The organism is Nocardioides marmorisolisilvae, from assembly GCF_031656915.1.
Classification (GTDB): domain Bacteria; phylum Actinomycetota; class Actinomycetes; order Propionibacteriales; family Nocardioidaceae; genus Marmoricola; species Marmoricola terrisoli.
This window is the reverse complement of the sequence record NZ_CP134227.1, coordinates 1,502,509-1,517,755: the sequence shown is the minus strand read 5'-3', so window position 1 is coordinate 1,517,755 and position 15,247 is coordinate 1,502,509. Positions and strand designations below refer to the sequence as shown.

The window sequence follows — 15,247 nt, the reverse complement described above, 5'->3', positions numbered from 1 at the left end:
GACCCTCGGACTCGTCCGCCCCTTCACTCGAACCTGCCTCGACCTGACAAGGAATCAGCATGGACTTCAAAGTCGCCGACCTGAACCTCGCCGACTTCGGCCGCACCGAGATCGCCCTCGCCGAGCACGAGATGCCCGGCCTGATGGCGATGCGTGAGCGCTACGGCGACTCGAAGCCGCTCGCGGGCGCCCGGATCGCCGGATCGCTGCACATGACCATCCAGACCGCCGTGCTCATCGAGACCCTGGTGGCGCTCGGTGCCGAGGTCCGCTGGGCGTCGTGCAACATCTTCTCCACCCAGGACCACGCAGCGGCCGCGGTGGTCGTCGGGCCGAACGGCACCGTCGACGCGCCCGCCGGTGTCCCGGTCTTCGCCTGGAAGGGCGAGACGCTCGAGGAGTACTGGGAGTGCACCCAGCGGATCCTCGACTGGGAGGGCACCGTGCCCAACATGATCCTCGACGACGGTGGCGACGCGACCCTGCTCGTGCACCTGGGCGTCCAGGCCGAGAAGGCCGGAGCAGCGCCGGACCCGGCGACGGCCGCGAGCCACGAGCAGAAGGTCATCTTCGAGTCCCTGCAGGCCCAGCTCGCCAAGGACGCGAACCACTGGACCCCGATCGCGAACGCGATCAAGGGGGTCACCGAGGAGACCACGACCGGCGTGCACCGCCTCTACGAGATGATGCGCGACGGCTCGCTGCTGTTCCCGGCGATCAACGTCAACGACTCGGTGACCAAGTCGAAGTTCGACAACAAGTACGGCTGCCGGCACTCGCTGATCGATGGGATCAACCGCGCGACCGACGTACTCATCGGCGGCAAGGTTGCCGTGGTCTGCGGGTACGGCGACGTCGGCAAGGGCTGCGCCGAGTCGCTGCGGGGCCAGGGAGCCCGGGTCATCGTGACCGAGATCGACCCGATCTGCGCGCTCCAGGCGGCGATGGACGGCTACCAGGTCGACACCCTCGACAACAGCCTCCCGATCGCGGACATCATCATCACCTCGACCGGCAACAAGGACGTCGTGACGGTCGCGCAGATGCGCCGGATGAAGCACAACGCGATCGTCGGCAACATCGGCCACTTCGACAACGAGATCGACATGGCCGGCCTCGAGGCCGAGGGCGTGGCGACCCGCAAGAACGTCAAGCCGCAGGTCGACCTGTGGACGTTCAACGACGGCGAGGGTGCCGGCACGACGATCATCGTGCTCTCCGAGGGTCGCCTGATGAACCTCGGCAACGCGACCGGTCACCCGTCGTTCGTGATGTCGAACTCCTTCACCAACCAGGTACTGGCCCAGATCGAGCTCTTCACCAAGACCGAGGAGTACCCCACGGGCGTCTACGTGCTGCCCAAGCACCTCGACGAGGAGGTCGCCCGGCTCCACCTCGGTGCTCTCGGCGTCAACCTGACCACGCTGACCGACGAGCAGGCCGGCTACCTCGGCATCCCGGTGGAGGGTCCGTACAAGTCGGACCACTACCGCTACTGAGGGGTCGAGGAGGGGAGTGATGGTCAGCGCGGACGCGGTCGGCCGCACCAAGGTCCTGGTCGTCGACGACGACCCGGCCCTGGCCGAGATGCTCACGCTCGTGCTGCACAACGAGGGCTTCCATGCGCAGGTCGTCGATAGGGGCGACCACGCCCTGGCGGCGTTCCGCGAGTACAAGCCGGACGTCGTCCTCCTCGACCTGATGCTCCCCGGCAAGGACGGCATCGACGTCTGTCGCGAGATCCGGGCCGAGTCCGGCACCCCGATCGTGATGCTCACCGCCAAGAGCGACACGATCGACGTGGTGACCGGGCTCGAGTCCGGGGCCGACGACTACATCGCCAAGCCCTTCAAGCCCAAGGAGCTCGTCGCCCGGATCCGTGCCCGGGTGCGTCGGTTGACCGAGCCGACTCCGGAGTCGCTGCACATCGGCGACCTGGAGATCGACGTGGTCGGTCACGCCGTCGCTCGTGCCGGCCGACCGATCTCGCTGACCCCGCTCGAGTTCGACCTGCTGGTCTGTCTGGCGCGGCGGCCGCGCCAGGTGTTCAGCCGCGAGGTGCTGCTCGAACAGGTGTGGGGCTACCGGCACGCCGCGGACACCCGACTGGTGAACGTGCACGTCCAGCGGCTGCGTGCGAAGGTCGAGCATGACCCGGAGAACCCGGAGATCGTGGTCACGGTCCGCGGGGTCGGCTACAAGGCCGGTGCGACGCCGCAGGGCGTGGGGCGCGCGGGTGGCGGGCACGAGCTCTGAGAGGCCGACCGGCCCCGCCCGGCACGGCGTACTCACCCGCGGGCTGACCTTCTGGCGGCGGTCGTTGCGGACCCGGGTCGTGGTCAGCATCGTGGTGCTCAGCGCCGTGGTGGTCGGCACGGTCGGCCTGCTGATGATCCGGCAGATCGCCGACGGCCTGGTCCAGGGGCGGGTGTCCTCGGCGTTGACCGAGGCGGCCAGCGAGACCGCGACGGCCCAGGACGGGCTCGGTGCTGCCGGTGGCTCGGGCTTCGACCCCGAGACCCAGCTGCGGCAGCTCGTGGAGAACCTCGTCACCCGTGGAAACGTGCGCGGGTACGACGTGGTGGTGCTCGGCCCCGTCACGAAGGGAAGCGCGGCGCAGAGCCTCGACATGCAGACGTCGCCGGAGATCGAGCCGGAGAGCGTTCCGCAACGGCTGCGCTCCGTCGTCGAGGGCGGCGGCGGCACGGCATGGACCTACACGAAGGTGAGGTTCGAGCCCACCCAGCACCGCGCCTCGGTCGCCGGGGTGGTCGTCGGCTCCACGGTCGTGCTGCCCACCGACGGCGGAACCTACGCCGTCTACTACGTGTTCCCGATGACCGACGAGCTACAGACCCTGCACCTGATGCGGCGGGTGCTGCTCACCTCGGGGCTGCTGCTGCTGGTGCTGGTCGCGGGAGTGACCTGGCTGGTCACGCGCCAGGTGATCACTCCGGTCCGGCTGGCGCGGCGGGTCGCCGAGCGGATCGCATCCGGGCGGCTCGAGGAGCGGATGCATGTCAGCGGGGAGGACGACATCGGTCGGCTCGCGGTGTCTTTCAACCAGATGGCCGACGCCTTGCAGAACCAGATCCGTCAGCTCGTCGAGCTCTCCCGGGTGCAGCGCCGGTTCGTCTCCGACGTGTCCCACGAGCTGCGTACGCCGCTGACCACGGTCCGGATGGCCAGTGATGTCCTGCACGACGCGCGTGCCGGCTTCGATCCGGTGACCGCGCGCTCCGCCGAGCTCCTGCAGACCGAGCTCGATCGCTTCGAGAACCTGCTCGGCGACCTCCTGGAGATCAGCAGGTTCGACGCCGGGGCAGCGGCCCTGGAGCTCTCGGACACCAACCTCGTCGACCTGGTCCACCGGGTGGTCGACGCAGCGGCACCGCTGGCCGCCCAGCGTGGCGTCGTCGTCAGTGTGGCGGCCCCCGGTCCGGTCGTGGCCGAGGTCGACGGCCGCCGCCTCGAGCGGGTGGTGCGCAACCTGGTCACCAACGCGATCGACCACGCCGGGGCACCGGGCTCGAGCGTGGTGGTGCGACTGGCGGCCGACGACGAGGGCGTTGCGATCACCGTCCGCGACCATGGCGTGGGTCTCCAGCCGGGCCAGCAGGCGATGGTGTTCAACCGGTTCTGGCGTGCCGACCCGGCGCGGGCCAGGACCAGCGGTGGCACCGGGCTAGGGCTGTCGATCGCGCTGGAGGACGCCCGGCTGCACGGCGGCTGGCTGCAGGCCTGGGGCGCCCCGGGCAAGGGCGCCCAGTTCCGACTGAGCATCCCGCGCCGGGCCGGTGATCCGCTCACCCACAGCGCGCTGCCACTGGTCCCGGAGGACCTCCCCGCCCCGGCCGAGGAGGTGTCCGGATGACGACGACTGGCCGCACGCGTCGACGGTTCCTGGGGATCGCGATCGCGGTGCTGGTGTGCCTGCCCACGGTCGGGTGCTCGCTGCTGCCCGAGAGCGGACCGGTCCAGCGCCGTGCCACGAGCGTGGACGCCACCCCGCAGGAGCTCCCCTACATCGACCCGGCAGGTCCGGCGCACGGTGCCGACCCCCAGCAGATCGTGTCCGGGTTCCTGTCCGCGATGCAGGCCAACCCGGTCAGCTACGCGACGGCCCGCACGTTCCTCTCCGACCAGGCCAAGCAGTCGTGGAAGCCCGACGGAGGCACGATCGTGTACGACGCGTCCAGCCTCTCGGCGGCCGGTGGTCGCGTCACGGCCCGCTTCTCGGACGCCCACGAGCTCGACTCGCGGGGCAGTTGGAAGCCGGGGCCGTCGCGCACGAGGACCGTGCACTTCCATCTCGTCCGGGAGTCCGGGCAGTGGCGGATCGACGACCCGCTCAGCGCGTTGATGGTGCGGTCCGGCTACTTCGACGACCAGTTCGGGCTGTACAACCTCTACTTCTTCGACCACACCGGCAGGGTTCTGGTGCCCGAGCCCGTCTACATCCCACGCGGCGAGCAGACGGCCACCAGCCTGGTTCGCGGACTGCTCACCGGACCCGAGCCGCGGCTGGCCTCGGTCGTGCGGTCGTCGTTCCCTGCGGGAGCGAGCATGGACTTCTCGGTGGCCATCACCGACAACGGTGTCGCCGAGGTGCCGCTGGGCAACGAGATCCTCAAGCTGGCGCCCGACGAGCTCAACCGAGCCATGATCCAGCTCGCGTGGACACTGCGCAGCGTGCCGGGCGTCACCCGCGTCCGGATCACCGTCGCGGGCACGCCGGTGGCGCTCCCCGATGGGCGCACCGACCTCAGCGTCCAGGACGGCAGTGAGTTCGCGCCGACCGGACTGGGCGCGACCCGCGAGCTGGTCGCGGTGCGCGGCGGCCGGGTGGTCACCGTGTCCGGTGGCTCCGCCAAGGCGGTCTCCGGCGGACTCGGGAAGGGTGGCTTCGCGCTGCGCTCGGTCGCCCTGGACCGGTCGGGAGACACGGTCGCGGCGGTCTCGGAGAGCGGCACCACGGCGTACGCCGCGATGACGTCGAGTCCGTCCAGTCCGGTCGAGAAGGTCTTCCGCGGGGGCACTGATCTGCTCCGGCCGATGTACGACCAGTTCGGCGACCTGTGGCTCGTCGACCGAACCGCCGGCGGTGCGGTGGTGCACGTGATCCGCAACGGTGTCGACCGGGTCGTCGACCTCCGTGGGGTCAGCGGGCAGGACGTCTCCTCGTTCTCCGTGTCGCCGGACGGCAGCCGCTTCGCCGCAGGCCTCGCCGACTCGCAGCGGCCGCGGGTGACGGTGGTGACGGTCCAGCGCAGGGCTGGTGGCGCGGTGCTCCGTGGAGTCGAGCCCGAGCCCGTTCCGGTCGCCTCCTACGACCCATCGCACCACCTGGGACCGGTCGTCGACGTCGGCTGGCGGACGCCGACTTTGCTCGCGGTGCTGACCCGGCCCGACGAGCAGAGCAGCCGGGTGGTCTACGCGATGTCGGACGGCTCGCCGGGGGCAGGCAACCCCGTGCCGCCGGACATCTTCCCCCAGGACGCCCAGGCCCTGGTCGTCAACTCCGACAGCGGGTTGTCGCTGCTGCTCTTGGCCCACGGCCGGCTGGCCCGGCTGGACGCGGTCGGGAAGTGGGAGTCGGGAGGCGTGGCCCACCTCACCGCCGCGGCCTACGCGAACTGAGCGAGGCCGAGGACGAGCTTGCTCGGACCCGTGCCGAGCGAGGGAGCGTTGAGGCGCGAGGCGCCGATCACGCGAGCCTCGACACGGACGACGGCGGAGCAGGCACAGACCGGTCCCGCAGGCACTGCGCCGTCCACAGCCATGCCCGCTCGGCTACCGACGGCCCACTCCAGGCGCCACGATGACGGGGTGCGCGACGCCTGGTGGGATCTGTTCCACGGTGGAGTCTGTGTCGGCTGCGGTGAGCCGGGCCGACTGCTGTGCCGGTCGTGCGACCGTGCCCTGCCCGACGCCTGTCTCGCGGTCCGGCCGACGCCGTGCCCGCCCGGCCTGGCGCCCTCGTTCGCGGCCGACGAGTACGCCGACCCGCTGCGCGCCCTGGTCCTCGCCCACAAGGAGCACCAGGGGTTCGCGCTTGCTCGTCCGCTCGGACGGGTGTTGGCGGGGGTGGTGATGCGGCTGCCGCTGCAGGAGGTTCCCCTGGTGATGGTTCCGGTCCCATCCCGGCCGGCTGTGGTCCGCGCCCGGGGGCACGACCCGCTGTTGCGGATCGTCCGCACGGCCGCCGCCCGGTGCCGTCGCGGGGGCATCGAGGCCCGCACCCTGGGTCTGCTGCGCCAGCGCAGACGGGTCGCCGACCAGGCCGGGCTCGGCCTGGCCGGCCGCGCCGACAACCTGCGCGAGTCGATGGCGGTCGACCCCCGGGCGCGCGCGGTGCTGGCCAGGACCGAGCAGCCGGTGCGGGTGGTCGTCTGCGACGACGTGCTCACCACGGGAGCCACCGCCCGCGAGGCCCAGCGCGCCCTCGCGGACGCCGGCATCAGTGTCTTCGCGATCGCGTGCGTCTGCGCCACCCGTCGTCGCGCGGTCGTCGAGCCCCTTCCGCGCTGCCACCTACCCTTTTCACCACCGGCCGACTAACGTCTCGGTATGGAGTCCGTCCGGGTCCGTGGTTGCGTCGAGCAGGGGCTGCTCCGGGCCGGACGAAAGTCCGAGGTCAGGTGTGACCCCTCTCGGCAAGCCGATGCCAGTCGCAGGCGAAACGGTCCACGTAAGGTGCGCGTGGCATTGTGTCGCGTCCACCGATCACGGTGCGGCTTAGTCGTAAGTCCTGCCCTCCACGCCACGTCAGACACGTGGCGCCCGGGGGAGAAGGCCAGTAGTGGCAGAAGAGCTGCGAACGTCTCAGCAGGCGGGTGTGGGGACGAAGACCAGGTCGGCCGGACGGACTCCGCTTCTCACCAGCAAGCGACCTAGGGAGGCCTGCGTGGACATCGTGGTCAGCGGACGGCACTGTGAGGTGTCGGACAGGTTCAGGGAACACGTCGAGGACAAGCTCACCAAGCTGGAGAAGCACGATCATCGGATCATCCGGATGGAGGTCCTGCTGCAGAAGGAGAAGAGCCCCCGCCAGCCCGACCGCGCCGTACGCGTGGAGCTGACGGCCATGTCCCGGGGGCCGATCGTCCGTGCCGAAGCCTGTGCGGAGGACAAGATGGCCGCCCTGGACCTGGCCCTGGACAAGATGGCGGCCCAGATGCGCAAGGCCTCGGACCGACGCAAGGTGCACCGTGGCCGTCCGCCCGAGTCGGTGGCTCAGGCCATGGCCCGGGTCGCGGCACCGGCCGACTTCGCCGAGGGCGCCGACGCGGTGGCCGAGCACAGCGTCGGGCCGGTCACCGTGGACGGAGACGGTCCGTTGGTGGTGCGGGAGAAGTCCCACCGCGCCTCGCCGATGGGTCTGGAGCAGGCGCTCTACGAGATGGAGCTGGTCGGGCACGACTTCTACCTGTTCGTCGACAAGGAGAGCGAACGGCCGAGCGTGGTCTACCGGCGTCGGGGGTACGACTACGGAGTGATCTCCCTCGACCTCAGTTGAGCCACGCCGTGGGCTGATCCGGCCGCCGCCGGAGCAGCCCACCCGGGTCGGCACGGATGACCCGAACTGGCCCTTTCGGGTCATGTGCGTCTGACATGATGTGATGGTGTCCGAGGCATCCTCCGAGGTCCCGGCGTCCCCCCGGGGGCAGGTGCGGGTGATTCTGGTCGACGACCAGGAGTTGTTCAGGCGTGGGCTGACCATGCTGCTCGGCGTTGAGGGCGACATCGACGTCGTGGGTGAGGCCGGTGACGGCGATGCCGCGGTCGACCTCGCCGTGGAGACCGTGCCTGACGTGGTGCTGCTCGACGTGCGGATGCCGCGCAGCTCCGGACTGCAGGCCTGCATCCGGATCAAGGAGCTCGTGCCGTCGACGAAGATCATCATGCTGACGGTCAGCGACGAGGAGGGCGACCTGTACGAGGCCGTGAAGAACGGCGCGTCGGGCTACCTGCTCAAGGACTCCTCGATCGAGGAGGTCGCCCAGGCGATCCGGGTGGTCGCGGAGGGGCAGTCGCTGATCAGCCCGTCGATGGCGGCCAAGCTGATCGTGGAGTTCAAGGAGATGGCCCGGGCCGGCCGCGACCAGGTGCCCACACCCCGGCTCACCGACCGAGAGCTGCAGGTGCTCCGCCTGGTCGCCAAGGGCCTCAACAACCGGGAGGCCGCCAAAGAGCTGTTCATCAGCGAGAACACGGTGAAGAACCACGTCCGCAACATCTTGGAGAAGCTTCAGCTGCACTCCCGGATGGAAGCGGTGATGTACGCCGTCCGCGAGAAGCTTCTCGACCTTCCGTGACCGCACGGCGTGACCGCTGCGCCGTCAGCACGTCCTCGGCCGATCGCCGCGGGAGTCGGTGGGTCGGTGCGGCCGCCTAGGGTTCGCGGTATGGAGTCGTTGAGCAGGGCCCAGGCGCGACGGGTCGCGCTGGTCGCCCAGGGATTCCGCGATCCGCGGCACACGGTGCCGACGCTGCGGACCGTCGACCGGACTTTGGCCCGGACCGGCCTGCTCCAGGTCGACTCGGTCAACGTGCTCCAGCGGGCCCACTACATGCCGCTGTTCTCCAGGATGGGCAGCTACGACGTCGACCTGCTGCGCCGGGCCGGCTCCGGCACGCCGAGTCGGCCGCGTCGACTGGTCGAGTACTGGGCGCACGTGCAGGCGTTGATGCCGGTCGAGCTGTGGCCGGTGATGCGGCACCGGATGGAGGAGTACCGCGCCCGCCGAGGCAAGTGGTGGCCGGTCGCGGACACCAGGCCGGGCCTGGAGGCCGACGTACTCGCGGCCGTGCGCGCTCGCGGGCCGGTGACCGCGCGTGACCTGGAGGACGAGCTCGGCGGCGGTGCCCGGACCCGGGAGCACTGGGGATGGAACTGGTCGGAGGCACGCAAGGTCCTCGACTTCCTCTACATGGTCGGCGACCTGGCGATCGCCGGTCGCAACGACCAGTTCGAGGTGCGCTACGACCTCCCTGAGCGGGTCATCCCCGCTCGGGTGCTCGACCTGCCCACGCCGACCCGGGCCGACGCGGATCGGGAGCTGGTCCGCCGAGCGGCTCGCTCCCACGGCGTCGGAACGGCCAGGTGCCTGGCCGACTACTACCGGATGCGCGTGACCGATGCGCGCCGCGCGATCCGGGACCTGGTCGACGCCGGCGAGCTGGTCCAGGTCGAGGTCGAGGGGTGGCGAGGGCCGACGTACCTGCACCGCGACGCCCGGGTGCCCCGCCGGGTCGACGCCCGCGCCCTGCTCAGCCCGTTCGACCCGGTGGTCTGGGAACGCCAGCGCACCGAACGACTCTTCGACTTCCACTACCGCATCGAGATCTACGTGCCGGCTGAGAAGCGCGTGCACGGCTACTACGTGCTGCCCTTCCTGCTCGGCAGCCGACTCGTCGGCCGCGTCGACCTCAAGGCTGACCGGAAGCAACGGGCGTTGCAGGTCAAGGCGGCGTACGCCGAGCCCGGCGCGCCCCCCGAGACCGCGGCCGAGCTGGCCGCCGAGCTGCGCGAGCTCGCGGGCTGGCTCGGGGTGGACGACGTCCGTGTGGAGCGGCAGGGTGACCTGAGCGGTCCACTTCTGGAGGAGCTGCGATGAACAACCCGGTCTTCGCCAGGTTCTACAGCAACGTGGTCGCCCGCGGCCTCGAGCGGGGCGGCGGACCGGGGCTGCGGGCTCGGCTGCTGGATGGGCTCGCTGGCACCGTGGTCGAGGTCGGGGCCGGCGACGGTGCGAACTTCCGGCACTACCCGGCCGAGGTCACCAGGGTCGTCGCGGTCGAGCCCGAGCCCTACCTGCGCCGCCGTGCCGTTGCCAGTGCCCCCCACCGCGTGGAGGTCGTCGACGGGGACGCCGCCGATCTGCCGCTGCCCGACGCGGCCGCGGACGCCGTGGTGTTCTGCCTGGTCTTGTGCTCGGTCGACGACCTGCCGGCCGCGCTCGCCGAGGCCGCCCGGGTGTTGAGGCCGGGAGGCGAGCTGCGCCTGTTCGAGCACGTCCGGGCGCACCGGCCCGGTGTGCTGCGGCACGTCCAGGACGCCCTCGACGCCACGGTGTGGCCTCGGCTCTTCGGTGGCTGCCACTGCGGACGCGATATCGCAGCCCAGGTCGAGGAGGCCGGATTCACCTTCTCCGAGCTGGACAGGTTCAGCGTTCCGCGCGGATCCCGGATGCCGATGTCGCCGGCAATCCTCGGACGGGCCCGTCGGGTTCTGCCAGCCCGTTAGGATGGTCACCGCCCGCGGCGCGGGCCCATGACTTCGTGCATTCCACCTGGGGAGACTCCTGTGACCGTGATCGACAAGGTCCTTCGCATCGGCGAGGGCAAGATCCTTCGGCGGCTGGAGACGATCAGCAAGGCGGTCAACGCGATCGAGGACGACTTCGTCACGATGTCCGACGTCGAGCTGCAGGGCATGACCGCGGAGTTCAAGGAGCGTCTCGCGAACGGGGAGACCCTCGACGACCTGATGCCCGAGGCGTTCGCCACCGTGCGGGAGGCCGCAAAGCGGGTGCTGGGCCAGCGGCACTTCGACGTGCAGATCATGGGCGGTGCCGCGCTGCACCTGGGCAACATCGCCGAGATGAAGACCGGTGAGGGCAAGACCCTGGTCGCCACCCTGCCGGCCTACCTCAACGGGCTCAGTGGCAAGGGCGTCCACGTCGTCACCGTCAACGACTATTTGGCCCAGTACCAGTCGGAGATGATGGGCCGGGTCCACCACTTCCTGGGGCTCACCGTCGGCGTGATCCTCCCGGACATGACCCCCGACCAGCGGCGTGAGGCGTACAACTGCGACATCACGTACGCCACCAACAACGAGCTCGGCTTCGACTACCTGCGCGACAACATGGCCAGCTCGCTGGAGGAGTGCGTGCAGCGAGGCCACAACTTCGCCGTCGTCGACGAGGTCGACTCGATCCTGATCGACGAGGCGCGGACCCCGCTGATCATCTCGGGGCCGACCGAGGACGACGTCAAGTGGTACGGCGAGTTCGCCAAGGTCGCGCTGCGGCTGACCAAGGACATCGACTACGAGGTCGACGAGAAGAAGCGCACCGTGTCGATCCTCGAGCCGGGGATCACCAAGGTCGAGGACTATCTCGGCATCGACAACCTCTACGAGTCGGCGAACACCCCGCTGATCTCGTTCCTGAACAACTCCATCAAGGCCAAGGAGCTGTTCCGCAACGACAAGGAGTACGTCGTCCTCAACGGCGAGGTGCTGATCGTCGACGAGCACACCGGCCGGATCCTGTCGGGCCGGCGCTACAACGACGGCCTCCACCAGGCCATCGAGGCCAAGGAGGGCGTGGAGGTTCGCGAGGAGTACCAGACGCTCGCCACCATCACGCTCCAGAACTACTTCCGGCTCTACGACAAGCTCTCCGGCATGACCGGTACGGCGATGACCGAGGCCTCGGAGTTCGACAAGATCTACAAGCTCGGCGTGGTCCCGATCCCCACCAACCTGCCGATGATCCGGATCGACCAGCCCGACCTCGTCTATCGCACGGAGGACGCCAAGTTCAACGCGGTCGCCGACGACCTCCAGGAGCGGCATCGCAGGGGTCAGCCGGTCCTGGTCGGCACCACCTCGGTGGAGAAGTCCGAGCGGCTCTCGCAACTGCTCCGCCAGCGTGGTGTCCCGCACACCGTGCTGAACGCCAAGCAGCACGCCGACGAGGCCAAGGTGGTCGCGATGGCGGGCCACAAGGGCGCGGTCACGGTCGCGACGAACATGGCCGGTCGAGGCACCGACATCATGCTCGGCGGATCGGTGGAGTTCCTCGCCGACCAGGAGCTGCGCAGTCGCGGGCTCGACCCGGTGGAGAGTCCCGAGGAGTACGAAGCCGCCTGGCCGGCAACAGTGGAGAAGGTCGAGGCGCAGGTCGCGGCCGAGCACGACGAGGTCAAGTCACTCGGTGGTCTCTACGTGCTGGGCACCGAGCGCCACGAGTCCCGACGGATCGACAACCAGCTGCGCGGACGCTCCGGCCGTCAGGGCGACCCCGGGGAGTCCCGCTTCTACCTGTCGCTCGAGGACGACCTGATGCGGTTGTTCAAGTCCGAGTGGGTGGAGCGGGTGCTGCTCGCTCTGCGCGTCCCCGACGACGTGCCCATCGAGCAGAAGTCCGTGACCAAGTCGATCCAGTCCGCGCAGGGCCAGGTCGAGGCGCAGAACTTCGAGTCCCGCAAGAACGTCTTGAAGTACGACGACGTGATGAGCCGGCAGCGCGAGGTCATCTACGCGGAGCGGCGCGAGGTGCTCGAGGGCGCCGACCTGCACGAGCAGATCAAGCAGATGATCGACGACGTGCTGGCGTCGTACGTGGTCGCCGCGACCGAGGGCTTCCCCGAGGAGTGGGACCTTGACGCGCTCTGGGCCGCGCTCGGCACCCTCTACCCGGTCTCGCTGCGCTACCAGCAGCTCGAGGCCGAGGTCGGTGGCCGCGACGGCCTGGACCGCGACACCCTGCTGGCCGACATCCAGGCCGACGCCCACAAGGCCTACGACGCCCGCGAGGCGGAGCTCGGGTCGGACATGATGCGGGAGCTCGAGCGCCGGGTGCTGCTCTCCGTGCTCGACCGCAAGTGGCGCGAGCACCTTTACGAGATGGACTACCTCCGTGAGGGCATCGGGCTGCGCGGCTACGCCCAGCGTGACCCGCTGGTGGAGTACCAGCGTGAGGGCTTCGACATGTTCTCCGCGATGAAGGAGGGCATCCGTGAGGAGACTGTCGGCTTCCTGTTCCACCTCGAGGTCCAGCTCGAGGACGACGAGCCTGAGGCCGGCGAGGAGCTCGAGGCTCCCGAGGCTCAGTCCCAGCCGCAGGTCCGGGCCAAGGGCCTGGACGCTCCCCGCGCTCCGCAGAACCTCTCGTACTCGGCTCCCAGCGAGGACGGCGACGTCGAGGTCAAGGGCACCCCGGTGACCAACGCCGACGACCCGTTCGCGGGCGTGAGCCGGAACGCGAAGTGCCCGTGCGGTTCGGGGAAGAAGTACAAGCACTGCCACGGATCGCCGACCGGGCCCACCGGCCTCACCACTCGCGTCAACGGCTAGGCAGCGCCCCGCGGCGGGTCGCCGACGTCAGCCGAACTGGAGGGCGACGCAGATCCAGCGCCCGTCGCGGTGTTCGAGGCGGGCGGCGATCGCCCGTGACCGCGCGCCATGACGGACGTGGACGCTGAGCTCGGCGGAGGAGGCCGACGGGCAGGACAGGTGCACGCTCCGGATCTGGGCGCGCAGCCGGCGCAGCCGCTGGTCGCTGCCGGTCGTGCCGGCCAGGGCCGCCGCACGTTGACGGAGCTCTTCATAGACGGACTCGGTGGTGCAGCGCAGCAGCTGCTGGGGACCACGGTCGCCCCCGATCACCTCGACGACCGCGGCACAGAATCGGCGCGCGAAGGCTTCCAGCGTGTGCTGCAGGGCGGGTGCGGGTCGGATGTCCGGCTGCCGTGCGATGGCCACACCGCCGAAGTCCAGGGCCAGGGTGCCCTGGGTACTCGCCACCGGTGCCCGGCCCCCGCGCGGGGCCCGGATCGTGGTGATGCTCGCCGTACCGGTGCCGCGGGTGGGAATCCTGGAGACGGTCATGGCTCGGTCCTGTCGTCGTCGGTGGGGTGGATGGGCTGGATGGGCTGGATGGGCTGGAGCAGCGTTCCTGGCTGGATCAGGTCGGGGTCGGGCCCGATGGCCCCGCGGTTCGCCTGGTAGAGCCGGCGCACCTGCGCGTCGACCACGTCGGCGGTGGCGTGCGGGTTCCGGCGCGCGACGATGCGCCACAGCGAGTCGCCGGGGCGGACCCGGACCTGCGCGTCCTGTCCACGACTCGGGGCTGCAGGAGCCGGTCCGCCGGCCGGGCGGTCCAGCCGGGGGAGACCGGCTGTGCGCGGTCCGTCGACGGGGGACGTGCCGCTTCCCCCGGCCGCGACGCTCGGACCGGCGACACCGCTCACCAGCGCGGCCCCGCAGAGCACGAGCACCGGACGTCGCCAGGCCGCGGGGCAGCAGATCCGCACCAGGAGGCGCTGGCCCGTGAGCGCCTGGAGGAGGACCGCCGCGGACACCAGTACGGCCCAGCCCAGCGACGCCAGCAACGCCCACGTGGCGAGCAGGGTCAGGGCGGCTCCGAAGTCCGGCAATGGAGCAGCGGGGACCAGCGAATGCGCCAGCAGCACGGTGGCCGCGCCCATGAGCACGCCGGTGGCGGTCACCGCGAGCGTGGCGCGTCCGATGGAGGGTTCCCCGAGAACCATGTCGACCCCTGCGTTTGCTTGTGTTTGCCTTATAAAAGGCGCGATAGCAATCGCTGTCAACCGGTTGTCCACAGCTGGGCGCGGTCGAATGTGTTTAGCGGACAGCCCTGCGGGGAAGGTAGCCGCCATGCGCGACCAGGGCCCGACCAACGACGACCGGCTGCAGGAGGTCTTCGAGGACCTCGAGCAGCAGGCCCAGGGGATGCAGCTCTCCGAGCGTGACGAGGCGGTCGCCGAGCTGGGTGTCGCGGAGTACGCCGCGGTGGACCTGCTGGGGCGACTGCACGGATCCGTGGGCCAGGTCCTGAGCGTCCGGTTGCCTCACGGACTGCGCGTGCGCGGCGAGCTCGAGCGGGTGGGATCCGATTTCTGCATCCTCGGCGAGACACGTGCGCGCTGGCTGGTGTGCGTGCCTGCGCTGCTCGCCGTCGACGGGCTGTCGGCTCGGGTCGTCGACGAGGTCGCCCGCCCTGCGCTGGCCAGGTTGTCGATGCGCTCAGCGCTGCGGCGGCTCGGCGACGATGCGGCTGGGTGCGTGGTGCACCTGGTGGACGGGGATCGGATGGAGGGCCGGCCGGGTCGTGTCGGCTCAGACTTCTTCGTGCTCGAGGGGTCTGGGGGTGGCAGCGCCGTGCCCTTTGCGGCGGTCGCCGCGGTGCGGGTACGCCGGTGAGCGCGTGCTCAGAGGTCCGCGTCGACCTCGTCGGCGAACGGATGCTCGACCACGAACCGCTCGGACTCGGTGTAGAGCCGCTCGATATAGGCCTCGAGCTCGGTGGCCTCGACGCGCCACTGCCCACGTCCGCCGATCTTCACCGCACGGATGTCACCGCGACGGACCAGGGCGTAGGCCTGCGAGCCGGAGATGTTGAGCACCTCGGCAACGTCGGCCAGCTGGAGGAACCGGCGGCCCTGGCGGGGTGCGTCGGGGTTCGAAGTCACGGCAGCCACTGTGCCACCG

Annotated in this window: 14 protein-coding genes; 11 read left to right on the top strand and 3 right to left on the bottom strand. The window is 70.2% G+C overall.

Annotation, left to right across the window (positions count from 1 at the left end; genetic code table 11):
* Positions 1 to 59 precede the first annotated feature (59 nt).
* From ahcY to secA, 10 genes are all read left to right on the top strand, one after another.
* Positions 60 to 1,499, top strand: a complete 1,440-nt coding sequence (gene ahcY / locus Q9R13_RS07250) for an adenosylhomocysteinase (protein WP_310964400.1) — start codon at positions 60 to 62, stop codon at positions 1,497 to 1,499.
* 19 nt (positions 1,500 to 1,518) lie between these two features.
* A complete protein-coding gene (gene mtrA, locus Q9R13_RS07245; protein WP_310964399.1) occupies positions 1,519 to 2,256 on the top strand; it encodes an MtrAB system response regulator MtrA in 738 nt (245 codons plus the stop codon).
* Complete coding sequence (gene mtrB, locus Q9R13_RS07240) at positions 2,237 to 3,874, top strand: MtrAB system histidine kinase MtrB (protein ID WP_310964398.1); 1,638 nt, start codon at positions 2,237 to 2,239, stop codon at positions 3,872 to 3,874. Before mtrA ends, mtrB begins: the two co-directional genes overlap by 20 nt.
* Positions 3,871 to 5,640, top strand: a complete 1,770-nt coding sequence (locus tag Q9R13_RS07235) for an LpqB family beta-propeller domain-containing protein (protein ID WP_310964396.1) — start codon at positions 3,871 to 3,873, stop codon at positions 5,638 to 5,640. Before mtrB ends, Q9R13_RS07235 begins: the two co-directional genes overlap by 4 nt.
* A gap of 189 nt (positions 5,641 to 5,829) precedes the next feature.
* Positions 5,830 to 6,561, top strand: coding sequence for a ComF family protein (locus Q9R13_RS07230; RefSeq protein ID WP_310964395.1), 732 nt, complete (start codon positions 5,830 to 5,832; stop codon positions 6,559 to 6,561).
* 346 nt (positions 6,562 to 6,907) lie between these two features.
* Positions 6,908 to 7,519 (top strand): ribosome hibernation-promoting factor, HPF/YfiA family, encoded by a 612-nt coding sequence (gene hpf, locus Q9R13_RS07225; protein WP_310964394.1) that lies wholly within the window; start codon positions 6,908 to 6,910, stop codon positions 7,517 to 7,519.
* Between the two features lie 106 nt (positions 7,520 to 7,625).
* On the top strand, positions 7,626 to 8,318 hold the full coding sequence (locus Q9R13_RS07220) for a response regulator transcription factor (RefSeq protein WP_310964393.1): 693 nt from the start codon (positions 7,626 to 7,628) through the stop codon (positions 8,316 to 8,318).
* 90 nt (positions 8,319 to 8,408) lie between these two features.
* A complete protein-coding gene (locus Q9R13_RS07215; protein WP_310964391.1) occupies positions 8,409 to 9,620 on the top strand; it encodes a winged helix-turn-helix domain-containing protein in 1,212 nt (403 codons plus the stop codon).
* Positions 9,617 to 10,249, top strand: coding sequence for a class I SAM-dependent methyltransferase (locus Q9R13_RS07210; RefSeq protein WP_310964390.1), 633 nt, complete (start codon positions 9,617 to 9,619; stop codon positions 10,247 to 10,249). The genes Q9R13_RS07215 and Q9R13_RS07210 overlap by 4 nt, the downstream gene beginning before the upstream one ends.
* A gap of 60 nt (positions 10,250 to 10,309) precedes the next feature.
* Entirely contained in the window at positions 10,310 to 13,090 is a 2,781-nt protein-coding gene (gene secA / locus Q9R13_RS07205; RefSeq protein WP_310964389.1) for a preprotein translocase subunit SecA, read from the top strand.
* A gap of 27 nt (positions 13,091 to 13,117) precedes the next feature.
* Here secA and Q9R13_RS07200 read toward each other — a convergent pair whose 3' ends face one another.
* Entirely contained in the window at positions 13,118 to 13,624 is a 507-nt protein-coding gene (locus tag Q9R13_RS07200; RefSeq protein ID WP_310964388.1) for an Rv3235 family protein, read from the bottom strand.
* Complete coding sequence (locus Q9R13_RS07195) at positions 13,621 to 14,286, bottom strand: LysM domain-containing protein (protein ID WP_310964386.1); 666 nt, start codon at positions 14,284 to 14,286, stop codon at positions 13,621 to 13,623. The genes Q9R13_RS07200 and Q9R13_RS07195 overlap by 4 nt, the downstream gene beginning before the upstream one ends.
* 127 nt (positions 14,287 to 14,413) lie before the next feature.
* Between Q9R13_RS07195 and Q9R13_RS07190 the strand changes: the two genes are divergently transcribed.
* The gene (locus tag Q9R13_RS07190) at positions 14,414 to 14,959 is read left to right on the top strand and encodes a hypothetical protein (protein ID WP_310964385.1); all 546 of its coding nucleotides are present in this window, start codon (positions 14,414 to 14,416) and stop codon (positions 14,957 to 14,959) included.
* Between the two features lie 8 nt (positions 14,960 to 14,967).
* Here Q9R13_RS07190 and Q9R13_RS07185 read toward each other — a convergent pair whose 3' ends face one another.
* Positions 14,968 to 15,228 (bottom strand): helix-turn-helix domain-containing protein, encoded by a 261-nt coding sequence (locus Q9R13_RS07185; RefSeq protein ID WP_310964384.1) that lies wholly within the window; start codon positions 15,226 to 15,228, stop codon positions 14,968 to 14,970.
* Positions 15,229 to 15,247: the final 19 nt, after the last annotated feature.

Bases quoted from the DNA above. Each gene is read 5' to 3' on its own strand.
- ahcY (WP_310964400.1), top strand. From the start codon at position 60: ATGGACTTCAAAGTCGCCGACCTGAACCTCGCCGACTTCGGCCGCACC.
- mtrA (WP_310964399.1), top strand. From the start codon at position 1,519: ATGGTCAGCGCGGACGCGGTCGGCCGCACCAAGGTCCTGGTCGTCGAC.
- Q9R13_RS07235 (WP_310964396.1), top strand. From the start codon at position 3,871: ATGACGACGACTGGCCGCACGCGTCGACGGTTCCTGGGGATCGCGATC.
- Q9R13_RS07215 (WP_310964391.1), top strand. From the start codon at position 8,409: ATGGAGTCGTTGAGCAGGGCCCAGGCGCGACGGGTCGCGCTGGTCGCC.
- Q9R13_RS07210 (WP_310964390.1), top strand. From the start codon at position 9,617: ATGAACAACCCGGTCTTCGCCAGGTTCTACAGCAACGTGGTCGCCCGC.
- Q9R13_RS07200 (WP_310964388.1), bottom strand. From the start codon at position 13,624: ATGACCGTCTCCAGGATTCCCACCCGCGGCACCGGTACGGCGAGCATC.
- Q9R13_RS07195 (WP_310964386.1), bottom strand. From the start codon at position 14,286: ATGGTTCTCGGGGAACCCTCCATCGGACGCGCCACGCTCGCGGTGACC.
- Q9R13_RS07190 (WP_310964385.1), top strand. From the start codon at position 14,414: ATGCGCGACCAGGGCCCGACCAACGACGACCGGCTGCAGGAGGTCTTC.